Origin of the sequence: Geomicrobium sp. JCM 19039, from assembly GCF_000698145.1 — a bacterium.
In the GTDB taxonomy this organism is placed as follows: domain Bacteria; phylum Bacillota; class Bacilli; order Bacillales; family Marinococcaceae; genus Geomicrobium_A.
In genome coordinates, this window is record NZ_BAXB01000009.1 from 22,179 (window position 1) to 45,092 (window position 22,914).

Annotated in this window: 14 protein-coding genes and 8 pseudogenes; 17 read left to right on the plus strand and 5 right to left on the minus strand. The window is 43.9% G+C overall.

The genetic code is table 11. The features are described from left to right. Nucleotides 1-270 precede the first annotated feature (270 nt). A complete protein-coding gene (locus JCM19039_RS10370) occupies nt 271-687 on the minus strand; it encodes a hypothetical protein (RefSeq protein ID WP_152550172.1) in 417 nt (138 codons plus the stop codon). 29 nt (nt 688-716) lie between these two features. After that, nucleotides 717-977 (minus strand): hypothetical protein, encoded by a 261-nt coding sequence (locus tag JCM19039_RS10375; protein ID WP_042426846.1) that lies wholly within the window; start codon nt 975-977, stop codon nt 717-719. A gap of 257 nt (nt 978-1,234) precedes the next feature. On the opposite strand from JCM19039_RS10375, the pseudogene JCM19039_RS25460 reads away from it, so the two are divergent. Beyond that, a pseudogene (locus tag JCM19039_RS25460) lies at nt 1,235-1,386 on the plus strand (cytochrome d ubiquinol oxidase subunit II); the annotation flags it as partial. A gap of 29 nt (nt 1,387-1,415) precedes the next feature. Here the strand turns inward: JCM19039_RS25460 and JCM19039_RS10380 are convergent. Continuing rightward, complete coding sequence (locus JCM19039_RS10380) at nt 1,416-1,826, minus strand: hypothetical protein (RefSeq protein WP_042426849.1); 411 nt, start codon at nt 1,824-1,826, stop codon at nt 1,416-1,418. Between the two features lie 201 nt (nt 1,827-2,027). On the opposite strand from JCM19039_RS10380, the gene JCM19039_RS10385 reads away from it, so the two are divergent. After that, nucleotides 2,028-3,113: a M42 family metallopeptidase gene (locus JCM19039_RS10385; RefSeq protein ID WP_042426852.1), complete on the plus strand. Its 1,086-nt coding sequence runs from the start codon at nt 2,028-2,030 to the stop codon at nt 3,111-3,113. A 36-nt stretch (nt 3,114-3,149) separates the two neighbouring features. Here JCM19039_RS10385 and sspI read toward each other — a convergent pair whose 3' ends face one another. Next, entirely contained in the window at nt 3,150-3,356 is a 207-nt protein-coding gene (gene sspI / locus JCM19039_RS10390) for a small acid-soluble spore protein SspI (protein ID WP_042398645.1), read from the minus strand. A gap of 85 nt (nt 3,357-3,441) precedes the next feature. On the opposite strand from sspI, the gene JCM19039_RS10395 reads away from it, so the two are divergent. Beyond that, nucleotides 3,442-4,173 (plus strand): RNA methyltransferase, encoded by a 732-nt coding sequence (locus JCM19039_RS10395; protein ID WP_052398694.1) that lies wholly within the window; start codon nt 3,442-3,444, stop codon nt 4,171-4,173. A gap of 370 nt (nt 4,174-4,543) precedes the next feature. Here the strand turns inward: JCM19039_RS10395 and JCM19039_RS10400 are convergent, their stop codons facing one another. Then, on the minus strand, nt 4,544-5,566 hold the full coding sequence (locus JCM19039_RS10400) for a DNA glycosylase AlkZ-like family protein (protein WP_042426854.1): 1,023 nt from the start codon (nt 5,564-5,566) through the stop codon (nt 4,544-4,546). A 611-nt stretch (nt 5,567-6,177) separates the two neighbouring features. On the opposite strand from JCM19039_RS10400, the pseudogene pheS reads away from it, so the two are divergent. From pheS to uvrC, 14 genes and pseudogenes are all read left to right on the plus strand, one after another. Continuing rightward, a pseudogene (gene pheS, locus JCM19039_RS10405) lies at nt 6,178-7,211 on the plus strand (phenylalanine--tRNA ligase subunit alpha). Nucleotides 7,212-7,240: 29 nt separating this feature from the next. Further along, nucleotides 7,241-9,654: pseudogene (gene pheT, locus JCM19039_RS10410) on the plus strand (phenylalanine--tRNA ligase subunit beta). Between the two features lie 185 nt (nt 9,655-9,839). After that, a complete protein-coding gene (zapA, locus tag JCM19039_RS10415; protein WP_052398695.1) occupies nt 9,840-10,094 on the plus strand; it encodes a cell division protein ZapA in 255 nt (84 codons plus the stop codon). Next, a complete protein-coding gene (locus JCM19039_RS10420; RefSeq protein WP_042426859.1) occupies nt 10,088-10,630 on the plus strand; it encodes a CvpA family protein in 543 nt (180 codons plus the stop codon). Before zapA ends, JCM19039_RS10420 begins: the two co-directional genes overlap by 7 nt. 71 nt (nt 10,631-10,701) lie before the next feature. Next, nucleotides 10,702-12,377 (plus strand): annotated as a pseudogene (gene polX / locus JCM19039_RS10425) (DNA polymerase/3'-5' exonuclease PolX). A 15-nt stretch (nt 12,378-12,392) separates the two neighbouring features. Beyond that, nucleotides 12,393-14,754, plus strand: a pseudogene (locus JCM19039_RS10430) (endonuclease MutS2). A 19-nt stretch (nt 14,755-14,773) separates the two neighbouring features. After that, nucleotides 14,774-15,187, plus strand: coding sequence for a DUF350 domain-containing protein (locus JCM19039_RS10435; RefSeq protein WP_042426862.1), 414 nt, complete (start codon nt 14,774-14,776; stop codon nt 15,185-15,187). Between the two features lie 300 nt (nt 15,188-15,487). Further along, nucleotides 15,488-17,203 (plus strand): annotated as a pseudogene (locus JCM19039_RS10440) (long-chain-fatty-acid--CoA ligase). A gap of 155 nt (nt 17,204-17,358) precedes the next feature. Continuing rightward, nucleotides 17,359-17,955, plus strand: a complete 597-nt coding sequence (locus JCM19039_RS10445) for a TetR/AcrR family transcriptional regulator (RefSeq protein ID WP_042426864.1) — start codon at nt 17,359-17,361, stop codon at nt 17,953-17,955. Nucleotides 17,956-17,975: 20 nt separating this feature from the next. Further along, a pseudogene (locus tag JCM19039_RS23795) lies at nt 17,976-18,734 on the plus strand (enoyl-CoA hydratase). A gap of 21 nt (nt 18,735-18,755) precedes the next feature. Continuing rightward, nucleotides 18,756-19,528, plus strand: a pseudogene (locus tag JCM19039_RS10455) (electron transfer flavoprotein subunit beta). Nucleotides 19,529-19,541: 13 nt separating this feature from the next. Next, complete coding sequence (locus JCM19039_RS10460; RefSeq protein WP_042426867.1) at nt 19,542-20,522, plus strand: electron transfer flavoprotein subunit alpha/FixB family protein; 981 nt, start codon at nt 19,542-19,544, stop codon at nt 20,520-20,522. 223 nt (nt 20,523-20,745) lie between these two features. After that, complete coding sequence (trxA, locus tag JCM19039_RS10465; RefSeq protein ID WP_042402928.1) at nt 20,746-21,060, plus strand: thioredoxin; 315 nt, start codon at nt 20,746-20,748, stop codon at nt 21,058-21,060. 61 nt (nt 21,061-21,121) lie between these two features. After that, nucleotides 21,122-22,894, plus strand: coding sequence for an excinuclease ABC subunit UvrC (gene uvrC / locus JCM19039_RS10470; RefSeq protein ID WP_042426870.1), 1,773 nt, complete (start codon nt 21,122-21,124; stop codon nt 22,892-22,894). The last annotated feature ends 20 nt before the right edge of the window (nt 22,895-22,914 follow it).

Below are 22,914 nucleotides of genomic sequence, written 5' to 3' on the forward strand. Positions count from 1 at the left end.
TAAAACTCGCGCAGATAGGATTCTTATTACTTCCCCGATTCCATGAATAATAAGCATCGACGAAAATACGGCTTCCATGCTCGGGGTCTCCACTCCTCAAAATCGCACTACTGATAGTCAGTCGCTCTTTTTTAAACATAGTAAATTCAATGACGATGGGCTCAACAAAACGTAGTTTCTCATGTGTAAGAGCCAGAAAAAGTAAAGGCATATTTTGAGTACCCTTACTCTTATTTTCTAGAGATAATTGTTCGCCGAACAGCCCTAGCCCTACCAGCTGTAACGATTTCGCAACTGTTCGTAGATGTCAAGTTTTGTATCAATACGATCCGCAAGTTGCTCCGCGTAATACGCATGCGACTCACTCTTCGCCATTAACGTTTCATAGGCCTCCACAACGTCATCTGGATCATGGTACGCTAAACGTTCAGCTAGACGTTCCCTCTCATCCGGATGAAACAGAAAATTATAAGGGTCGGAACCGTCAACGTTGAATGTCGTCCAGGTGCCGAGCGTGACATCGCTGTCTTCTAATAAAAGAATGTACTCGCTTTCTGCTTGCAACGGGGCGTGTGAATCAAGCAAGTGAAGAATTCGATCGCCCTCGAGCACATATGGTTCGCGAACGTGGAGATTGTCCCCTACAGCAATATCATTCTCCGAACGATTGTCTAATACATTTAGCACTTCCACTTCGGTTTCGGTGAAAAATTCCTCTATTCCATCTTCAGGCTGTCAGTATGATAAGAAATTTCAGATTTTCGTTCTTCAAAAGTTTCGCTTACCGTAATATGAAGAACGTAATCGGCTTCGTCGACATACTCATCCGGTGTTGTCGTGTATGCAACGTTAACAACGGGGGTAATGAGGTCGTACGAAAGCCACGGTGCTTGTGCTACATCATCTGACGATGTCTCTCCCGTTCCACATCCGACGAGTATCAGGGCAACAACACCGAAAAGTGCATAACGTTTCATCTTATTACCTCCTGCAAATATAAACGGTGTGCCTGAATAAATGTTACAATTAAATTTAAATAACCTGCGACCCATTATAAATCTTCAGAGGCAATATTGAATCTCTCCAAATTAAATGTTGAAAGATTATGAGCTGTATTGTAATAGATTAACTCTTCTTTATAATCATCGACACCAACTTATAATACATACTCACTATAATGAGTCACGAAACACATGCGCGCCCCTGCACAGGCATCATCTTCGTACTCTTCGTTATGCTGTTTCTCTTCCTCTATATCATCGTCCGATCGATTGATTTGCAGGTTTCTTTAACACCTATAGTTTACTGACGCGAAAGCATCATATCCTCTCGAAAATCATCCAGCGCTATCTATCCCCTGTTTGGGAAGTGATAATCGTCTTTTTCACAATTCGTCCAATCAAAAAAGCAAGCCGTTAATGGCTTGCTTCTACTTGGTCTTTCTTTTTCTTGTTCATTAATTGTTTCACAGGGCTTCTCCACTGGATGGTGGCATGTGGATACACATCGGTGATCTCTGCTTCAATAAATTGAAAGTCTTCAAAATGCAAACCTTCAATGTTCTCAATCCGTTTAGGGTCTAACGAAATGCGCACCACTTCAAATCCGTCATCTGTTGTACCGATGTATTTCTCGCCTTCAAACATGACACCTTTATACGTAATAAGAAAGTTTTTTCTAGCGTCTTGTTGGTGATCATATAAATAAAGTTGCTGTTTATTATGAGCTTTCTCAAGCTGGTGCTTTGGGTCACGTATATATCGAACAGCGGAGTATACGAGGATGAAGAATGCGATCGCTATAAATAGAAAGAAAATGACATTCATCGATTGCCCCTCCTCTTCTCAATGGTCAGTACCTAATGTACGTCCAGAACGGATGAAATGTTTCAAAAGTAAAGAGAAAAGTTTTAATTACCTTTTCCACATCTGAACAAAAAACAAACCTCAAGGTCGCTAGGGATTGAGGGAAGTCGTGATTATAGGTATACTATAGAAAGATTGTGAAAAAACTAGGAGGCTTCTTTCATGGCGAATTTAACTAATACACAACAAATGTTAAAAGATCTAACGGATGCCAACGGTGTTCCGGGTAATGAACGAGAATCTCGTGAAGTCATGCAAAAATACATAACGCCGTTTGCTGATGAAGTAACAACAGATAATCTTGGTAGCTTAATCGCAAAGAAAACGGGAACGGCTGGTGGACCGAAAGTAATGGTCGCTGGACATTTAGATGAGATTGGTTTTATGGTAACACAAATCGACGACAAAGGATTCATTAAGTTCCAACCACTTGGTGGCTGGTGGGAGCAAGTAATGTTAGCACAACGCGTGAACATTATGACAAAAAAAGGAAATGTAGTAGGTGTGATTGGTTCCAAACCACCACACATTTTACCAGCCGAACAGCGAAAGAAGATGGTCGATAAGAAAGATATGTTTATTGATATCGGTGCCTCAGGCAAAGAAGAAGCCGAATCTTTTGGTGTAAAGCCTGGGGACTCCGTTGTCCCAATTTGTGATTTCACAGTAATGAACAATGAGAAGTTGCTCATGGCAAAAGCATGGGATAACCGTATTGGTTGTGCGCTTGCCATTGAAGTGCTCAAACAACTTAAAGATGTAGATCATCCGAATGAAGTTTACGGTGTGGGTACTGTGCAAGAGGAAGTCGGTCTTCGTGGTGCGAAAACTTCAGCGGCAGCCATCGAACCGGACATTGGTTTCTCAGTAGATGTGGGGATTGCGGGTGATACGCCAGGCGTATCAAAATCCGATGCCCAAGCTGAAATTGGCAAAGGTCCACAAATTCTCGTTTACGATGCATCGTTAATTTCTCACAAAGGCCTTCGCGATCTCGTTGTCGATACAGCAGAAGATGAGAACATTCCTTATCAGTTTGATGCGATGGCTGCTGGAGGTACTGACGGAGGTGCGATTCAACTTACGGCCAACGGGGTTCCTGCTCTATCAATTTGTATTCCTACGCGTTACATTCATACGCACGCCGGCATTCTCCACCAAGACGATTTTGAGAATGCTGCGAAGCTAATCGTCTCAGTCATTAAAAAGCTAGACGCTGAAACGGTAAAAACACTCACATTCAAGTAAAAAATAAAACACCCCATTTTGGGGTGTTTTCCACATTTATTTTACTCCTGAGCTAATTTGGTCAATCACTTGTTGCTTTTGGGTTTCATCGGCTTCATTCCAATAAACCTCAAACAATACACCGAGACCTGGTAGCATTTTTTCTTCTCCACTGGAGATCGCATCGGTAATGGTCGCTTCAATTTGTGAAGCATCACTACCCGACACATTATCCAAGATGGCATGGCGTAAATTCAATCCCATCACTCTTCCTCCTTCACTTTAAGCTAGCTTCAGTATAGGATGAGGTGATCAGGGTCATCTTATACATCGTTGAGGAGTGAGACGGTTGATCACATCTGTGAACAATGCAAAAATGAAACAAATTAAGAAATTATGGCAAAAGAAATACCGACAAAAAGAACAACAATTTCTCGTGGAAGGTCCACATTTAGTAGAAGAAGCAGTAGCGGCAAATCAAGCATCCTTACTTATTAAAGCTGAAAGTGCCAAACCGATTAGGATGGACAACTCCATAGACATCTTAGATGTCACTGATGAGGTGATGCAGTCAATCGGCACGACGCAAACGTCTCAAGGATGGATGGCGGTTTGTATCATGCAAAATCCATCAAGGCCAAGAGCTGGAAATGTTCTGCTTGTTGATGGTGTTCAAGATCCTGGAAATCTAGGCACAATGATCCGCACAGCCGAAGCCGCAGGTATGGCCGGAATTGTGTTAAGTGACGCCACCGTGGACCCATACAATGATAAAGTGATTCGATCTTCGCAAGGAGCCATTTTTCATATTCCTATTCAATATAAAGACCTTGAGGAGCAAATGACCGTATTTAGAGAAGAGGGCAAAACAATTATAGGTACAGCGATGGAAGGAAAAAGTTACCGTGCCGTTACTCCCAGTAATGAAGGGTTTGCTCTCGTCTTAGGCAACGAAGGAGCAGGTGTGCAACTTCGTTTGCTCGAGCGGACCGATGAAAATGTGACCATCCCCATTTTCGGTAACGCCGAGTCATTAAATGTAGCGGTTGCAGCAGGAATTCTCATTTATCAATGGTCGTAAAGTGAATTTTTTAGTGTAGTGAAGGCTCTGAGTGCAACGTTGTATTTGAAGTCAACAAATACATATGGACACAACGATATGTGTCGATGCATTACAGGTGGATGTCCAGTTAGAAAGGAGGGAAGCTCGCCTTTTAAGACAGGCGATTGGTCGAGCAAAATTCATTATTTTTAGACCTGAACCGTTACATAAAGAAAGTGAGGAGGCAGTTTGCGACGTATAGTCCCCAGTGGAAGACCACATAAAAGTGATTACGGCTTGACTTCACACGCGATCATGATGATGGTGGACGGAAAGTTTGCAGTCGATTTGCCTGCGCGTTGCGTATGGAACGGAGACGGGTGCAAATCCAACCATGGCGTTTTGAGAATTATTTCTCAGTTGAATCTAACAGCTTCATTCGTTTGGCTTCACGAATCACCTGATCTTTAAGCCATTCATTGTTGTCAAACAGCATAAAGTCATCAAGGCGATTGTTCTTTTTCTTCCAATAACCAACAACTACACCGTTATCGAGAATAGCGGCCTCAATATGACCCGCTTTTTTATATATTCGAGGTATATTCTCTTCGGCGATATAAAATTTGTTTTTATGAGATACTACATAAGGGTCGAATTTTGGAATGGTTCTTACGTTTGTCCCGCTTTTGTTATTCTCAATTGAACTCGGCTGTTTGTTAGATGAACTTTCATGAACGATGTTTTTCGTTCGTTTCACTGTAGTGCCGCTCCAATGTACGAAATCGTTTATCGTAAAAGGTGCATAACTTACACGATAACGATCATAAATGACTTTCAATGCCGCGTCTGAACTTAACTGCGTACTTTCATTTCTATTGGAATCTCGTCTCAACATGTACATAAAATGATGACCGTTCAAGGTTAGGCATACTTTATTCTGATAACATAAGGATTTTAATATTCCTCCCCAAGAACTAAAGGCATATCTCACGAATTCCTTATCACCAAATGTACTTTTTGCTTTATCCAGGAGTTCTTTTCCAAGCTTGGGACCATCTTCAAGCACTCCGAGTGCCCATTTCTCTAGTTGATCTTGTAGATCGCTATCGATATGGTTTTTCATATATTTACTCCAGCGATGCAGCCACTCGCTTTCGAATGTCTTCTGATAAATCGGCCAATCTTCTGAAACAATCGTGTGCAATGTACCTCGGATCGTCCAAATACGTTCGATGTTCTCATGTTTGTAATGGTTCATTAAATCATCGTAGGAGAGGTCTATTCCTCTAGCCCTGAGTGACAGGAGAGGGGTATCTATATTTTGACATTGAATACCACCGAGTTTTTTTATAACACCTCGTAGGTTACACGTTGTATGTTGATGAGTGAGTCGTTGGTTTTGAAAAAATAAAGCTGCACAATGTTTATTCATAGGACTCGCCCTCCTCAATTTTAATCAAAATACAAATCAATCGATGTATTTAAAACATTCGCATAAATTCATAGGATATACCGAGTGATCGGGAGACAGCTGTTAGCGATGTTAATGTCCTAGAGGATCTTTGTGGTGTTTATATCATACAACGTCTTTTGCTAACTTAAAAGAGGAATAGAGTTTTATGATTTATAGGGTTGCCACGAGGTGCTTCCTTTGTGAAGGAAAGAATGCATTTATTGAAAAAAGACCTGTAGATTTCAGTCAATTTAGAAGTTCATGATGAAGCCCTTGCAAGCTTAGCGAAAACCATCTATACTAAAAACAAATTACACATGCACGAACACGTTGATAGAGAGTAGTACGGTGAACACTGATGTCTAGGAGGATGGGCCAAAGACTGCAAGCCTTTCCCTTTAAGCTCACCTGAATTCACTCTGGAGTTGGCACCGGTCACAAGGTGCCCCGGTTTACTGCCGTTACCAGTGATCGAGTGATTGACTCAAGCCTTTGCATGAGTCGGTAACAAGGGTGGTACCGCGAAACCTTCGTCCTTTTTAGGGGGACGAAGGTTTTTTGTATTAACGGTGAAGACAAGGAGGAAGAGAATGATTACACGATTAGAAGAGCTGAAAGTTGAAGCCCTTACAGGCGTAACCAATAGTGAGGACCAAAAACAGCTCGAACACGTCCGCATTACCTACCTAGGGAAAAAGGGACCGATTACGGAAGTGCTCAGGGGAATGGGTAAACTTTCAGCTGAGGAACGTCCAGTCGTCGGCCAAAAAGCCAATGAAGTGCGAGAAATGATTCAACAAGCGATTGATGAGAAGCTCGCGCTGTTTGCAGAAGCAAAACTGCGCGAGCAATTGACGGAAGAGCAAATTGACGTCACCTTGCCTGGTCATAAACTGACACAAGGAGCGACGCATCCATTAACGGCCGTCGTTGAGCAAATTGAAGATATTTTTATTGGATTAGGGTTTGAAGTGACAGAAGGACCTGAAGTGGAATTGGATTACTTCAACTTCCAGATGATGAACTTGCCACCAGACCATCCAGCAAGAGATATGCAAGATTCATTTTATATTACCGACGACACGTTGTTAAGGACGCACATCTCCCCGGTACAAGCGCGAACGCTACAAGCTGCAAAAGGGGAAGGGCCGATCCGCAAGGTTAGCCTGGGAAAGTGTATCGACGTGATGAAGACGATGCGACGCATTCTCACCAGTTTACGCAAATTGAAGGTTTGTATGTCGATAAAAACGTAAGAATGAGTGACCTTAAAGGAGTATTTGACGCGTTTGTGAAGCAGTATTTCGGTAATGATCGCTTAATCCGTTTGCGTCCGAGCTATTTTCCGTTTACAGAGCCTTCAGCTGAGATTGATGTGAACTGTGGCGTCTGTGGAGGTAGTGGGTGCCGAGTATGCAAACATTCGGGCTGGATTGAAGTACTCGGTGCAGGCATGGTTCACCCAAGAGTGTTGGAAATGAATGGGTTTGACCCAGAAGTGTATTCTGGTTTTGCTTTCGGAATGGGTGTTGAGCGATTTGCGATGCTCAAATATGGAATTGATGATATCCGGCATTTCTACACGAATGACACGAGATTTCTATCACAGTTTAAAAACCTTTAATATTGCGATGAAAGTAGGTGAAGGAGACAATGCTCGTTTCCTATCAATGGTTAAATGATTATATAGATTTAAAAGACATCACCCCCGAAGAGGTCGCCGAATTATTAACTAGAGGTGGATTAGAAGTCGACCATGTCCATCGTTTTCATGATGGCATTGACCACGTGGTGATCGGTAAGGTGATTGAAACGACCCCTCACCCTGATGCAGACAAACTAACGATTTGCCAAGTCGATACGGGGGGAGAAACATCACAAATTATTTGCGGTGCTGCGAACGTTGTTGCTGCAGAATACGTAGTTGTAGCGAAACCTGGAGCCGTTCTTCCAGGGGATGTGGAAATTAAGAAAACGACAATTCGTGGCGAAGTTTCTGAAGGAATGATTTGTGCCCTTGATGAGCTAGGTGTAGCCGATCATATGATTCCAAAAGAAGAACAAGATCAAATTATTGAACTTGGAAATGATGCGGTACCCGGCGGCGACGCTCTTGACTATTTAGGATTAAATGACGTTATTTTAGAGCTAGATCTAACACCGAATCGTGCGGATGCGCTCAGCATCATCGGCGTTGCTTATGAACTATCCGCCATCTTGGACCGCCCGATTCATGTGCCGGACATCGAACACGGCGCGGTGCGCAAAAACGTCGCAGACGTTGTCAGCGTCACTGTGGAGAACGGGGAAGATGTACCATACTACGGGGCAAAAGTCGTCCAAAAGTTGAAGATTGGGCCATCGCCGAAATGGATGCAAATGCGTTTAATTGGTGCGGGAATGCGACCGGTGAATAATGTTGTTGATATTACGAACTATGTAATGCTCGAATACGGTCAGCCCCTACATGCGTTTGACTTCGATCGGTTTGGTACAAATGAAGTGGTGACGAGAAAAGCAAAGCCTGGAGAGAAAATGATTACCCTTGATGAAGCAGAGCGTGTGTTAGCAGGCACCGATGTGGTCATAACGAACGGCACAGATCCAGTAGCGCTTGCGGGTGTCATGGGTGGTGCCTCATCTGAAGTGGTGGATAGCACAACGACGATACTCCTTGAAGCCGCTCAGTTTGATGCGTTGAACGTTCGCGAAACCGCGAAACGCCTCGGTCTTCGTAGTGAGTCTAGCATGCGATTTGAAAAGGGGATTAATCCCCAAGGCACGAGTGAAGCCGCAGAGCGGGCAGCGTATCTTCTTGAACGATATGCCGAAGGCTCGGTGTTAAATGGCATTGTTGAGTCGGGCGAGATGCCGCAATATCAACAAGAGGTTGAAGTGAATTTAGGCCGAGTAAACCAACGGCTCGGGACGAGCTTACATGTTGAGGAAGTTGAGCAGATTTTGTATCGTCTCGGATTCACGGTGGAGTCACTCGGCGAGTCTTGGCGAGTCATCATCCCTGCAAGAAGGCTTGATTTAAATATTGAAGAAGACTTAATGGAAGAAGTGGCTCGGATTCATGGTTATGACAATATCCCGAGCACCTATCCTATAGGGGAACGAACGGGTGGCAGCTTAACGAACACCCAAAAACTGAAACGAAAAGCGCGGCGTTTCTTAGAAGGGGCAGGCATGAACGAAGCAATTACGTACTCCCTGACAAGTGAAGCGAAGTCTGTACAATTCATGTTAAAGGAAACAGCAGCGGATGTACGCGTGCTCATGCCAATGAGTGCAGAACGTCAAGTGCTTCGCCGTAGTCTCATTCCCCACCTTCTCGATAGTGTTGGGTACAATAAGAACCGTCAACAAACGAATGTGGCGTTCTTTGAAATGGGTTCGGTTTTCTTGCCAACGCCAGATGACAATCTTCCACATGAAGAGTTGCGAATCGCCGGTGCACTCACGGGCGCATTCGGAGAGTCTAGCTGGCAGAAACAACGACGAGCGTTGATTTCTTTGCCGTTAAAGGAATCGTCGAAGGGTTAGCGAAACAGCTAGGAGTTCACCATGAATGGACATTCCAAAAAGCAGAGCTCGCTGGCTTGCACCCTGGACGGAGTGCAGAAATTCTCATGGGTGATGAGCTCATTGGGTTTATCGGTGAACTTCACCCGACCGTTTCGAAAGAGCGGGGGCTAGCGGCAACGTACGTGTTCGAACTGAACGCTGATGTGCTATTCAAAGAACGAGATACAGTAATGAAATACGATCCGTTACCGAAGTTCCCAGGTGTAAGGCGAGACCTTGCCATCGTTGTTGATGAAAAAATATCCGCTTCTGAAGTACAACGGGCCATTGAAGACAATGGCGGCAAGTGGTTAAGGGATGTTGAACTATTTGATGTATACGAAGGGGAGCATTTGCCAGCTGGCAAGAAGTCGCTTGCGTATGCGCTGTCGTTCTTAAATAAAGAAGAGACGCTCACTGACGAAGACATTCAAGTCGTTCACGAGCAAATCGTAAGCAAGCTCCAATCGAGACTAGGGGCTTCATTAAGAGGGTAAAGAAAGAGAAGCAGTCACAAACGGCGTGATTGCTTCTTTTTTGTAACCGAATTGCCCCATAACTCGTAGAGAATATTAGAGGATTGATTTTCTTATGTAGTTGATTTTGATATGATGAAGTTTAGAGTGTGAGAGAATAGCGATAAAGAGCAATTGCGAGTGGTCACGGATAGGAGGAACCGGTGATGAACGGAAGAACTCGAACGACTGTGTCGATTTATGGACATCAATATACCATTGTTAGCGAAGAATCAGAAGACCATGTGAACGATGTGTCAAAGTACGTGGACGAAAAAATGAAAGAAATGAAAAGAGTAAATCCTTTTTTAGATACATCGAGACTTGCGGTGTTAGCCGCTGTTAATATTGCAGACGACTACATTAAAGCTCAAAAAAAGAATCAGCCGACGCGGCTGAAGACGAGGACTAGTGAATGTTAAGTGTATTAATCCTACTCATTTTAGTGACGAACTTTTTTATTGGGTTAAGACGGGGGTTTATTCTCCAGTTGTTTCACCTTGTAAGCTTTTTCGGTTCATTAATCGTCGCTTACTTATTTTATAGTGACGTTGCGGAATACTTACGTTTGTGGGTCCCATACCCACAGTTTTTAGATGACCCAAGCAATATGTTTATATCCGCATTTAACTTTGAAGCGGTTTATTATAACGGCATTGCGTTTGCGATATTGTTCTTTGCGACAAGAATACTGCTCCACATATTAGCTTCAATGCTCGACTTTGTTAGTCACTTACCTGTCCTCAGGTCCGTGAATCGCTTGCTCGGTGGGGCACTTGGATTCGTTGAGGCATATCTTATCGTGTTTGTACTACTCATCGTTGCAGCGTTGCTGCCTGTTGATGTCGTGCAGCAAACGATCGGCAACTCATCCATTGCCCGATTAATCATTGATCATACCCCGTTCCTATCCGGCTGGTTGCAAGAGCTATGGATTTCGCCGGTGGACGTAGACTAATTCAATAGCAGGAGGCTGTTTCGTTGGATAAAAAGAACGTCATACAATCGTTAGAGACGATTGCGACATATATGGAAATTGCCGGAGAAAATCCGTTCAAAATATCGGCTTACCGTAAAGCAGCCGCTGCTTTAGAAAGAGAAGAGCGGACATTACTAGAAATTGAGAAGCCAGAGAGCCTAACAGGAATCGGTAAAGGTACGGCAAGCGTTATTGAACAGCTTCGAGATACAGGGAAGTCCGACGTATTGGATGAATTAAAAGAAAGCATTCCTGCAGGATTACCGCCATTATTGCAATTACAAAGTCTAGGCGGAAAAAAAGTCGGGAAGCTCTACAAAGAGTTAGGGATTACGGATGCCGATTCGTTAAAAGAAGCGTGTGAAAAGCAACAAATTCGAGAACTGCAAGGATTTGGAGTAAAAACAGAGGAGAAAATTCTCCAAGCGTTAAACGAAGTTGGGAAACGGCCTGAGCGTTTGCCAGTGAGTGACATGCTGTCGGTGGCTGAAGAAATTGAGGAGCAATTGCGTACGTTTACACATATCCTTCGTTTTGAACGTGCAGGCAGCCTACGCCGTATAAAAGAGACAGTGAAAGATGTGGATTACGTCATTAGTACAAGTGACGCTCAATCGGTACGTGAACAACTTAAAACGCTTACTGACATTGAAGAGATTGTTGCCGATGGAGATACGAAAGTGTCGTTTGTTCTTCTGAAGAAACATCGCATTGGCGTCGATTTTCGATTAGTCGAAGATGAAGCGTTTGCAACAGCCCTTCATCACTTTACAGGATCAAAAGATCATCATCTATTGATGAGAAAGCTCGCCAAAGATCAAGGGAAAAAAATCAACGAATACGGTGTGGAGCAGGATGCAGCTGGTTCTTTAGTGCAATTTAAAGATGAACGTCAGTTTTTTGAGCACTTTGGTCTTACGTATATTCCACCAGAAGCAAGAGAAGGAAGTGGGGAGATCGAGCGGTCTCGACACGGTCATTCGTACATTCAGCTAGAGGACATTCAAAGTGACTTGCACATGCACACGGTGTGGAGCGATGGCGCAAACTCCGTGAAAGAAATGGCGGAAGATGCGAAAAAGCGTGGGTACAATTACATTTGCATTACCGACCATTCCAAGTTTTTGCAAGTAGCGAACGGGCTGAATGAAGAACGTCTTGCGAGGCAAGCAGAAGACATTAAAGACGCGAATGAGCACGTATCAGGCATTCGAGTGTTAAAAGGAACAGAAATGGACATTCGTCCTGACGGTACACTTGATTTTCATAATGATGTATTACAAACGTTAGATTTTGTCATTGCGTCAATCCATTCATCATTCTCGCAATCGAAAGAGCAAATCCATGAACGTCTTGAGGCGGCATTTCGCAATCCGTTCGTTCATATGATTGCCCACCAACGGGAAGAATAATCGGTCAGCGAAGCGGTTATGAAGTGGATATTGATTGGCTCATCTCCAGAGCAAAGGAAACAGGAACAGCGCTAGAATTAAATGCAAACCCTAATCGCTTGGACTTATCAGCCGAGCAGCTAAAAAAGGTAGTCACAAGTGGCGTTGTGATTGCGGTGAATACGGATGCCCATCGCCAAGAAATGATGGATCATATGAAGATTGGTGTGGCAACGTTAAACAAAGCATTCGTCCAAAAAGAACAAGTCATGAATACATGGACATATGAGCAATTCCAGCAGTTTACGGGTCATAAACGAACGCTTTTTGAATGATTGAGGTGAAAAGTCATACAACCGAATATGCTTAAGACATTAGAATACGATAAATTGAAACACCATTTGGCAGAGCATGTGAGCTCTGCCTTAGGAAAAGAGCGAGTCGCCGAGCTTACGCCATCAGCAGATTTTCATGAAGTGACGGAATGGTTGGATGAGACGGATGAAGGTGTGCATGTACTTCGTTATCGTGGGCACATCCCTCTCGGCGGCTTGCACGATATTCGCTCCGAAGTGAAGCGAGCGGCACTTGGCAGTGTGCTTGAGGCAAAGTCATTTAATGAAATCGCCGAGACGATTCGATCAGGCAACGTCATTCGGCAATTTACAGAACGTCTGCTCTCTGAAGAAGAAGATTTGAAATTACCCATTATGACGGCCGTCGTAGAGGACATTGCTCCGTTAAAAGAATTGGCACAGACGCTCCGTCAAGCGATCGGTGAAGATGGACATGTTCTAGACAGTGCAAGTTCGGCATTGCGAAGCGCAAGACAACAAATCCGAACATTAGAGTCAACCGTGCGGTCTCGCTTGGAACAGTTTCTTCGGGCGAAAGACGCCGACACCAAATTGTCTGACCGGGTGATCACGGTAAGGAACGATCGTTATGTGCTTCCTGTAAAAGCGGCATATCGTCATAGTTACGGGGGCATGGTGCATGATCAGTCCTCATCGGGACAGACCGTATTTGTAGAACCGCAATCGGTCGTAAACGCGAACAATCAACTACGAGAAGCACGCATGAAAGAAAAGCAAGAAATCGAAAAAATTCTGAGAGAATTGACCGGTGAAGTCGGTGTGTATGAAGCCGTGCTGCTTGAAAATGTTGAGCAGTTGGGGCGCATTGATTTCATGTTTGCCAAAGCCCGGTACAGTCATGAGATTACTGCGGTGAAGCCGAAATTAAACGAGCGGTTTTATCTGTCCTATCCAGAAGCAAGACACCCGCTTTTGATGGTGATTCGGTCGTTCCAACAGACCTTGTACTTGGCGATGAGTACACGTCGCTTGTCATCACAGGACCGAACACAGGCGGGAAAACCGTTGCGCTCAAAACGACAGGACTTCTCACACTTATGGCTCAGTCAGGTTTGTTTTTACCGACAGCTGAAAAAGCAGAAGCATCGGTGTTCTCCAATGTGTATGCCGACATCGGGGATGAGCAGTCCATTGAGCAAAGTTTAAGTACTTTTTCGTCCCACATGACAAACATCGTAAGCATACTGGGAAATGTGGATCATGAAAGCCTCGTACTATTTGACGAGCTAGGAGCAGGGACCGACCCGGCTGAAGGTGCGGCTTTAGCTGTTTCCATCTTAGATGAAGTACATGCCCGTGGCGCGCGAACGGTTGCGACTACTCATTATACGGAATTAAAGGGCTATGCTTACAATCGCGAAGGCGTGCTAAATGCGAGTGTCGAATTTGATGTCGCCTCGCTTAGCCCGACGTACCGATTACTCATCGGCATCCCAGGCAGGAGTAATGCGTTTGCGATATCAAGACGACTCGGCTAGATGAGAACATTATTACTTCTGCGGAAAGTGAATTACAAGCCGATACGAAACAGGCAGAACAGATGATCACCTCGCTTGAAGACCAGCAACAAGAGGCAGAGAACGCGATGAAAGAAGCAGAGACCATTCGTCTTGAAGCTGAAAAGCTTCACGGGGAGTTAAGCGTAGCATTTTCTCACTTGGAATCAGAAAAAGCGAAGGTGCTTCAAGAGGCTGAAGAGCGGGCTGCCAAAGAAGTGGCGAGAGCGAAAGAAGAAGCAGAATTAATTGTTTCTGAGCTTCGAGAACTCCAAAAACAAGGTGTACAGGTGAAAGAACACGAATTGATTGAAGCGCGCAAAGGGTTGGATGATGCGGCACCAACGCTTACGAAAAAGCAAAAACAAGTGAAGCGTAAAGCGCAAGAAGCGTTCACATTTACTCCTGGTGAAGAAGTGTTTGTACCCCGGTTTTCACAAAAAGGCCAGGTGATTGAGAAGTCTGGAGACAAAGACTACCTCGTCCAAATCGGTATAATGAAAATGACGGTCTCAACCTCAGACCTTGAGAAAACAGAGCAACCAAAAGCGAAAGAGATTCGTCCAGTAACTCGGGTAAACACGAGCGGTTCGCAAGTAAAGCCTGAACTTGACCTTCGTGGTGAACGGTATGAAAATGCATTGCAGCGTTTGGAGAAGTATCTAGATGAAGCCGTACTTGCAGGGTACCCGCGTGTGCACATCATTCACGGAAAAGGGACGGGAGCATTGCGTAAAGGTGTAAAATCGTACCTAGCCAAACATCCGAGCGTAGTGAGTACGCGAGATGGTGGGATGAACGAAGGCGGGATCGGAAACACCGTTGCAGATCTGAAATAAAAAGAGGAAGGGTTCATCCATGGACGTATTGTTAGAATACACTTGGGTTATGGTCATCGCTCAGTACAGCGTTTCAATTTTAGCTTTAATTGTGTTTATGGTCATTTTTGAGTGGATTACCCCATATAAAAATTGGGAAGCCATTTCTCAAGGGAACCTAGCGGTTGCATTAGCAACAGGCGGAAAAATATTTGGTGTTACAAACATCTTTAAGTTTTCAATCGAAAACAATGATTCGCTGTTGCAAATGTTAATGTGGGGAAGCTTCGGATTTATTCTGCTCGTTGTTGGCTATCTAATCTTTGAATTTCTAACGCCATTTTTCAATGTGGATGAACAGATTGCCGATGACAACCGGGCGATTGGATTATTGGCATTCATACTTTCTGTAGGATTGTCGTTTGTCATTGGCGCAGGAATTACGAATTCTTAGGAGGATGTATGGACAAGCTTTGGAAAATCCTCGTTGCCTGTTGCATCGGTTTCATGCTTGCAGGTGTGATTTATCTATTGTTTCTCGTGTAAAATAACCGAGCAGGGACTATTCTCCTTGCATCGGTTTTTTTATTATATTAGTAGAGTATTAATTTGAAGACTGAAATCAGAAAAAGCTTGTACTACAGGCGTGAAATTGAACCCCTCAGCAAAAATATTCACAATATATTTATTAATGATAGCGTTTCCATTGAAATGATTGTAGACTATAAGTAGGAATAGATAAAGGAGGCCAAATATGACAGTGGAACAAGTGAAGCATGATTGGTTTGACTACTATCCAAAAGGGGTGGCGCCGAGCTTTTCTTACACTGAAGCTGCATTATCGGACTATTTAGTCACAGCAGCGAAAGAAAAGCCGAATAGCAAGGCCATTCATTTCATGGGCACAGACATGAACTACAAAGAACTTTTCACCTATGCGGCCAAGTTTGCGAGAGTGCTGCAAGATGTAGGAGTGAAAAAGGGGACCGAGTGGCAATTATGCTTGCGAACACGCCGCAATCGGTCATTACGTATTACGGTGCATTGTTTGCGGGTGCCGTCGTCGTACAAACGAACCCGTTATATGTTGAACGTGAGATTGAACATCAAATGGTGGACTCTGGCGCAAAAGTCCTCGTTTGCTTAGACATGGTGATGCCAAGAGTCGAGAAAGTACGACAGAACACAGAGATTGAGCACGTGTTTGTGACATTTATTAAAGATTTCCTTCCATTTCCGAAAAATTTGATCTATCCGTTTATTCAAAAGAAGAACATGGGAATGAAAATTGAGTCGATTACGACGAGCAAACACATAACCTTAAAGACAAACTAAAAGCCGCTAGTGAATCGTATGAGAAGGTATCTGTTTCTCCGAAAGAGGACGTTGCTCTTATTCAATATACCGGTGGTACAACGGGTGTCCCAAAAGGTGTTATGCTCACGCACCACAATCTCGTTTCCAATACGGAGATGTGTACGAATTGGACGTACAAAAAAGGTGATGAAGGGGCTCACGAACATGTGCTAGCCGTATTGCCATTCTTCCATGTGTACGGAATGACCGTTGCACTCAACTTGGCGATGATGAACGGTTACACGCTCATTATTCTTCCGAAGTTTGATCCTGAACAAGTCATTAAAACAATTGCTAAACAAAAGGTAACGCTTTTCCCTGGAGCGCCTACAATGTATACGGCTTTAGTGAATCATCCAGAGATAGATAAGCATGATTTATCATCAATTAAAGTGTGCTTGAGTGGAGCAGCGCCTTTGCCAAAAGAAATTCAAAAGAAGTTTGAGGAAAAGACGAAAGGGCGACTCATTGAGGGATACGGGCTGACTGAAACGTCACCAGTTGCGGCGGCTAACCCCATTTGGGAGAACCGAAAAAATGGCAGTATTGGATTGCCTTGGCAGATACAGAACTTGCGATTCTCAATGCGGATACTGGAGAATTTTTAGATAGAGATGAAGTCGGTGAGATCATCATTCGGGGTCCGCAAGTTATGAAAGGCTACTGGAACCGACAAGAAGCGACTGACGCCGTATTTCATGAAGATTGGTTTAAAAGTGGAGATATGGGGTATCGGGATGAAGAAGGATACTTCTATGTGGTCGATCGGAAGAAAGACATGATTATCGCTGGTGGGTTTAACATTTATCCACGTGAAGTGGAAGAGATTTTGTACGAACATGAAGCAATCTTAGAAGCTGCCGTCGTCGGTGTCCCTGACGAATACCGAGGAGAAACGGTAAAAGCATTTGTTGTTACGAAAAAGAATCAAGAAGTTACGGAAGAAGAGTTAAATGAATTTTGCCGTGCTCGACTAGCGGCTTACAAAGTGCCGCGCATTTATGAGTATCGGGAAGAGCTGCCGAAAACTTTGGTTGGAAAAGTCCTTCGTCGTGTTCTTGTTGAAGAAGAACAAGAAAAAGCAAAGAATGCTTCCGCTCAAGAAGGAAGCTAAACTTCTGATGGTCAACCATAGGCGGCAGTCCGGTCATCATGAAACTCCGGGCTGTACCTTTCTTTTCGTCCCGTTGACAGCGCTTTATTTTTTCTGTAGAATTTATGAATGAATAATCATTCATAACTTGAAGAGGGAAGAAGGAGCAACCGCCTATGGCAGTGGACAAAAAGAATTCCGAAAAGTACCACCTCATCATTGATGCCGCGGTGCGCGTCATCGCTAAACACGGATATCATCACGCACAAGTGTCTAAGATTGCGAAAGAAGCGGGTGTTGCTGATGGGACGATCTACTTGTATTTCAAAAATAAAGAGGACATTCTCATTTCCTTGTTTCGCCTCAAAATGGGTACGTTTATTTCGACGATTGAAGAGCGATTAAAATCATGCAAGACAGCAGATGAGAAATTGCGCTATCTTGTCGAAAAACATTTAGCGCAATTGTCGGACCAGCCCGACTTAGCGGTAGTTACTCAGCTAGAACTTCGGCAGTCAGCAAGAGAGTTACGTCTAAAAATTAACGACGTATTAAAGGGATATGTACATGTGATGGAGAATGTTATAGATGAAGGGAAAGAGGAGGGAATCTTTCAAGACCAGCTCGATACGAAGCTAGCGAGACAAATGCTTTTTGGAACGCTAGATGAGATCGTTACAAACTGGGTAATGAAAGAAGGTAAGTATGACTTGTCGGAACTTGCGCCTTCTACCTACCGAATGCTTTTGGCTGGATTCCAAAAGACATCATGATTGAGAGGGGTTCTAACGAAATGATTGGAGTAACAAAGGAAGGGTCAGTTGCCTGGGTTCAGGTGAAACATCCTCCTGCGAATGCACTGTCAACAGAACTGCTTACACAATTGGATGAGCGGATGACCGAGCTTTCCCATGACGATGAAATTTCTGCCATCATATTGCACGGTGAAGGGCGATTCTTTGTTGCCGGTGCCGACATTAAAGAATTTGAAGGAAAGAAGGGCAGTGATCTCGCTGACGGCGGACAAGCCCTTTTTAATAAGCTAGAGTCGTTTAACAAACCGATTGTTGCTGCCATTCACGGCGCAGCGCTTGGTGGCGGTTTGGAATTGGCGATGGCCTGTACGATTCGCATTGCAACTGAAGATGCCAAACTGGGCTTACCTGAAACAAATTTAGGCCTCATCCCAGGTTACGGTGCACTCAGCGATTGACAAAGCTCGTAGGTCCTCACAAAGCGGCAGAAATGATGCTCACTGGCCTACCGATTACTGGGCTGATGCCTTAACGTGGCGCCTTGTGAATGACACGGCGAAAGATGAGCAACAATTGCTTGAAAAAGCCGGAAAACTTGCACAAACGATCGCTGAAAAAAGTCGGCTCACTTCTGAGCGTATCCTTGACCTTGTGCAAGAGGCGCATCATGGTGAAGACTTCGATAAAGGCTTAAAAAAGAAGCCCAGTATTTTAGTGAAGTGTTTGACAGTGCCGATGCAAAAGAGGGTATTGCCGCATTTTTAGAGAAGCGAAAACCAGAATTTTCCAATCGATAGACCAATGGAGGAGGAAGCCTTATGAACATTTATGTAGTTATGAAACGTACATTTGATACTGAAGAGAAAGTCGAAATAAAAGACGGGCGTGTTGATGAGGAAGGTGCAGAGTTTGTCATCAACCTTATGATGAATATGCCATTGAAGAAGCGATCGTATTAAAAGAAGCGCATGATGGTGAAGTAACCGTCGTTACTGTTGGGGATGAAGAAGCAGAGAAAGAGCTTCGTACAGCGCTCGCAATGGGAGCAGATAAAGCAGTCCTTCTTGACACTGAAGATTTAGAAGACGACGTTGACCACTATACCATTTCTGAAATGCTCAATGCATTCTTTAAAGACAAAGAGTATGACATCATTCTTGGCGGAAACGTAGCGGTTGATGACGGAGCTGGCCAAGTAGCCCCTCGTCTTGCTGAACTTCTTGACATTAACCAAGTGACGACGATTACGAAACTGGACATCGAAGGAACAAAAGCAACAATTGAACGTGATGTGGAAGGGGACGTCGAAGTCGTTGAGACTGAATTGCCTCTGCTTGTTACGTGTCAACAAGGGTTAAATGAACCGCGTTACCCTTCACTTCCGGGGATCATGAAAGCGAAGAAAAAGCCGTTAGAAACGTTGGACCTTGACGACCTTGGACTGGATGAAGATGAGCTGGAGGCAAAAACAAAAACGGTTGATCGCTTTTTGCCACCTGAAAAACAAGCAGGGAAGAAGCTCGAAGGCGAACCTGCTCAACAAGTAGAAGAACTCATCAAGCTCTTAAAAACAGAAGCAAAGGTCATATAAGGAGGAATTTCTAATGTCTAAAAAAGTACTCGTACTCGCAGAAGCTCGTGATGGAGAATTGCGTAACGTATCATTTGAAGTAATTGCTGCCGGTAAAAAGATCGCGGGTGATGGTGGCGAAGTTTATGCACTACTCGTTGGCGATGGGGTAGGATCATTTAGCGATGCCCTCATTAAACAAGGTGCCGACCAAGTGCTAGTGGCTGAGCACGCTGATCTAAAAACGTATACGACAGATGCCTATAAACAAGTTCTTCTACAAGTAATTGAAGAACAAAGCCCAGATGCGCTACTAATCCCGCACACATCTTCTGGGAAAGACTTGGCTCCGAGACTTGCGGCGAAGCTATCTTCAGGTCTTGTCTCAGATATTATTGACATTGAACTTGCTGGAGATGAAGTGGTGTTTACCCGCCCGATCTACTCGGGTAAAGCATTCGAGAAAAAGAGTGTAACAGGCGGAATGTTGTTCGCAACGGTACGTCCGAATAACATTGCAGCTCTTGATGAAGATGCAAGCCGTAGTGGAGATACAAAAGACGTAAGTGTTGAACTTAAAGACCTCCGCTCAATCATTAAAGATGTTGTGAAGAAGACAAGTGGCAAAGTCGACCTTGCAGAAGCAAAGGTTATTGTTGCAGGTGGTCGTGGCGTGAAAAGTGCCGAAGGGTTCGAGCCGCTTGAAGAACTGGCTGACATTTTAGGTGGCGCAGTCGGAGCTTCACGTGGTGCTTGCGACGCTGAGTATTGTGACTACTCCTTACAAATTGGACAGACGGGGAAAGTCGTCACACCTGAACTTTACATTGCTGTCGGAATTTCTGGAGCGATTCAGCACCTTGCAGGTATGTCAAACTCAAAAGTCATCGTGGCCATTAACAAAGACGCAGAAGCGCCGATCTTTGACGTAGCTGATTATGGACTCGTTGGTGATTTGTTCGACATCCTCCCAATCCTTACAGATGAATTCAAAAAAGTAAAAGCGGGAGCATAATTCCAGCAGTCAAAAGATAGAAAAGGCGGAGAGTTGAGCGGTGCTCCCTCCGTCTTTTATTTATGATTCGGACACACTTCGGTGCATAAGTATTGACGAATGGAGATGTGTCCAGTATAAAGGGAACAGGTGAAAGCTGATCGAGCAGATCATTTTTCACATGAATGGCTGAATGCTATAATTAATGAGTGAGTAAGCTAGTAAAGAAAGGAGTCTAAACCCAATGGCAATTGTAAATGTAACAGACCAAGATTTTGATCAACAAACGTCAGAAGGCGTTGTGCTAGCAGATTTTTGGGCACCTTGGTGTGGACCTTGTAAAATGATCGCTCCAGTTCTCGAGGAAATCGATGGCGAGATGGGCGATAAAGTTAAGATCGCTAAGCTTGACGTTGATGAGAATAAAGAGACAGCCGGTAAATTCGGCGTTATGAGCATCCCAACACTAATGGTTTTCAAAGACGGTGAACAAGTAGAGCAAGTCGTCGGTTTTCAACCGAAAGAAGCGCTTGTAGAACTTCTTGAAAAGCACATGTAAACGAGTGAAAGCCTGATTACTTCAGGCTTTTTCTTTTACGTTAGATTGAGGAGGTGGGCAGATGGAAACAATTAAAGAAAAGTTAAGCGTGCTCCCTTCAAAGCCGGGCTGCTACTTAATGAAGAATAAAACGGGGACAATCATTTACGTAGGAAAGGCGAAAGTGCTTCGTAACCGTGTTCGTTCTTATTTTATCGGAAGTCATGACACAAAAACGCAACGTCTCGTTAGCCAGATCGATGATTTTGACTACATTATTACATCGTCAAACGTTGAGGCACTCATTCTTGAAATGAACCTCATCAAAAAATACGAGCCGAAGTACAATGTGCTTCTTAAAGATGACAAGTCGTATCCGTACTTGAAGATTACGAACGAAGAACATCCACGCCTCATTACGACAAGAGATGTAAAAAAAGATGGAGGGAAGTATTTCGGTCCTTACCCGAATGCGTTCGCAGCGAATGAAACAAAGAAATTACTTGATCGTTTATATCCGCTAAGGAAATGCCGGACGCTACCGGACCGTGTATGTTTGTATTATCATATCGGACAATGTTTAGCTCCTTGTGAATTTGAAGTTACCGAGGAGACAAACAAAGCGCTCGTCTCTGAAATTCAACGGTTTCTAAACAATGGGCATCAAGCAATTCGAAAAGAAGTTGAACAGAATATGTTGCAAGCTTCTGATGAGATGAACTTTGAACGAGCTAAAGAATTAAGAGATCAGATTCAACACATTGACGCAGTTATGGAAAAACAAAAGATGACGGAAGTGGACGGTGTTGACCGTGATGTGTTTGCTTATGCTTACGATAAGGGGTGGATGTGTGTACAAGTCTTTTTCGTAAGACAAGGAAAGTTGATTGAAAGGGATGTTTCAATTTTTCCTTTTTATCAAGATCCTGAAGAAGACTTTTTGACATTTGTCGGTCAATTTTATTGGGAAGGCGCTCATATCAAACCAAAGGAAATTTTAATTCCTTCAGGGGTGGACAAAAAAGAAGTTGAAGAGCTTTTGCAAACAACGATCCATGTTCCGATGCGGGGGAAAAAGAAAGACCTTGTAAAGTTGGCAAACCAAAATGCTGAAGAAGCATTACAAGCGAAGTTCAGTTTGCTTGAACGCGATGAGGAGCGAACGGTAAAAGCAGTGGAGCACCTCGGAGAAGCAATGCAAATGGATGCCCCTTATCGAATCGAAGCGTTTGACAACTCGAACATTCAGGGCACGAACCCCGTATCTGCAATGGTTTCCTTCGTTGACGGGAAGCCGCACAAAAAAGAGTATCGTAAGTATCGGGTCAAAGATGTGACAGGTCCTGATGATTACGCGTCAATGAAAGAAGTAATCCGAAGAAGGTATTTGCGGTTGCTCCGCGAACAAGCCCCAATGCCTGACTTAATTTTGATTGACGGTGGAAAAGGCCAACTGTCTGCAGCATTATCGGTGTTAGAAGATGAGCTGAATTTATCTGTACCTGTTGCAGGTCTTGCAAAGGATGAGAAGCATAAGACTTCCCAGTTGTTGTTAGGTGAAGACGCGCGCGTGATTCCATTAGCGAGAGATAGCCACGCCTTTTACTTGTTGCAACGAATTCAAGATGAAGTGCACCGCTTTGCATTAACCTTTCACCGAGAGTCGAGGGGGAAAAGCGTTCGCCGTTCTGTGTTGGATGACATCAATGGTGTCGGAGAAAAACGAAAACAAATGTTGTTGAAACATTTCGGTTCCATAAAAAAGATGAAAGAAGCGACGATTGACGATTATGTAAATCTTTCCATTCCAAGAAATGTCGCTGACGACATTTTAAAGACATTGAATCGCGAATAAAAGAAGCCAAGCCCAACAAA

Excerpts from the sequence above, each read along its gene's own strand:
- JCM19039_RS10375 (WP_042426846.1), bottom strand. The coding sequence starts at position 977 with ATGAAACGTTATGCACTTTTCGGTGTTGTTGCCCTGATACTCGTCGGA.
- JCM19039_RS10380 (WP_042426849.1), bottom strand. The coding sequence starts at position 1,826 with ATGAATGTCATTTTCTTTCTATTTATAGCGATCGCATTCTTCATCCTC.
- JCM19039_RS10385 (WP_042426852.1), top strand. The coding sequence starts at position 2,028 with ATGGCGAATTTAACTAATACACAACAAATGTTAAAAGATCTAACGGAT.
- sspI (WP_042398645.1), bottom strand. The coding sequence starts at position 3,356 with ATGGGATTGAATTTACGCCATGCCATCTTGGATAATGTGTCGGGTAGT.
- JCM19039_RS10400 (WP_042426854.1), bottom strand. The coding sequence starts at position 5,566 with ATGAATAAACATTGTGCAGCTTTATTTTTTCAAAACCAACGACTCACT.
- zapA (WP_052398695.1), top strand. The coding sequence starts at position 9,840 with ATGAACGGAAGAACTCGAACGACTGTGTCGATTTATGGACATCAATAT.
- JCM19039_RS10420 (WP_042426859.1), top strand. The coding sequence starts at position 10,088 with ATGTTAAGTGTATTAATCCTACTCATTTTAGTGACGAACTTTTTTATT.
- JCM19039_RS10435 (WP_042426862.1), top strand. The coding sequence starts at position 14,774 with ATGGACGTATTGTTAGAATACACTTGGGTTATGGTCATCGCTCAGTAC.
- JCM19039_RS10445 (WP_042426864.1), top strand. The coding sequence starts at position 17,359 with ATGGCAGTGGACAAAAAGAATTCCGAAAAGTACCACCTCATCATTGAT.
- JCM19039_RS10460 (WP_042426867.1), top strand. The coding sequence starts at position 19,542 with ATGTCTAAAAAAGTACTCGTACTCGCAGAAGCTCGTGATGGAGAATTG.
- trxA (WP_042402928.1), top strand. The coding sequence starts at position 20,746 with ATGGCAATTGTAAATGTAACAGACCAAGATTTTGATCAACAAACGTCA.
- uvrC (WP_042426870.1), top strand. The coding sequence starts at position 21,122 with ATGGAAACAATTAAAGAAAAGTTAAGCGTGCTCCCTTCAAAGCCGGGC.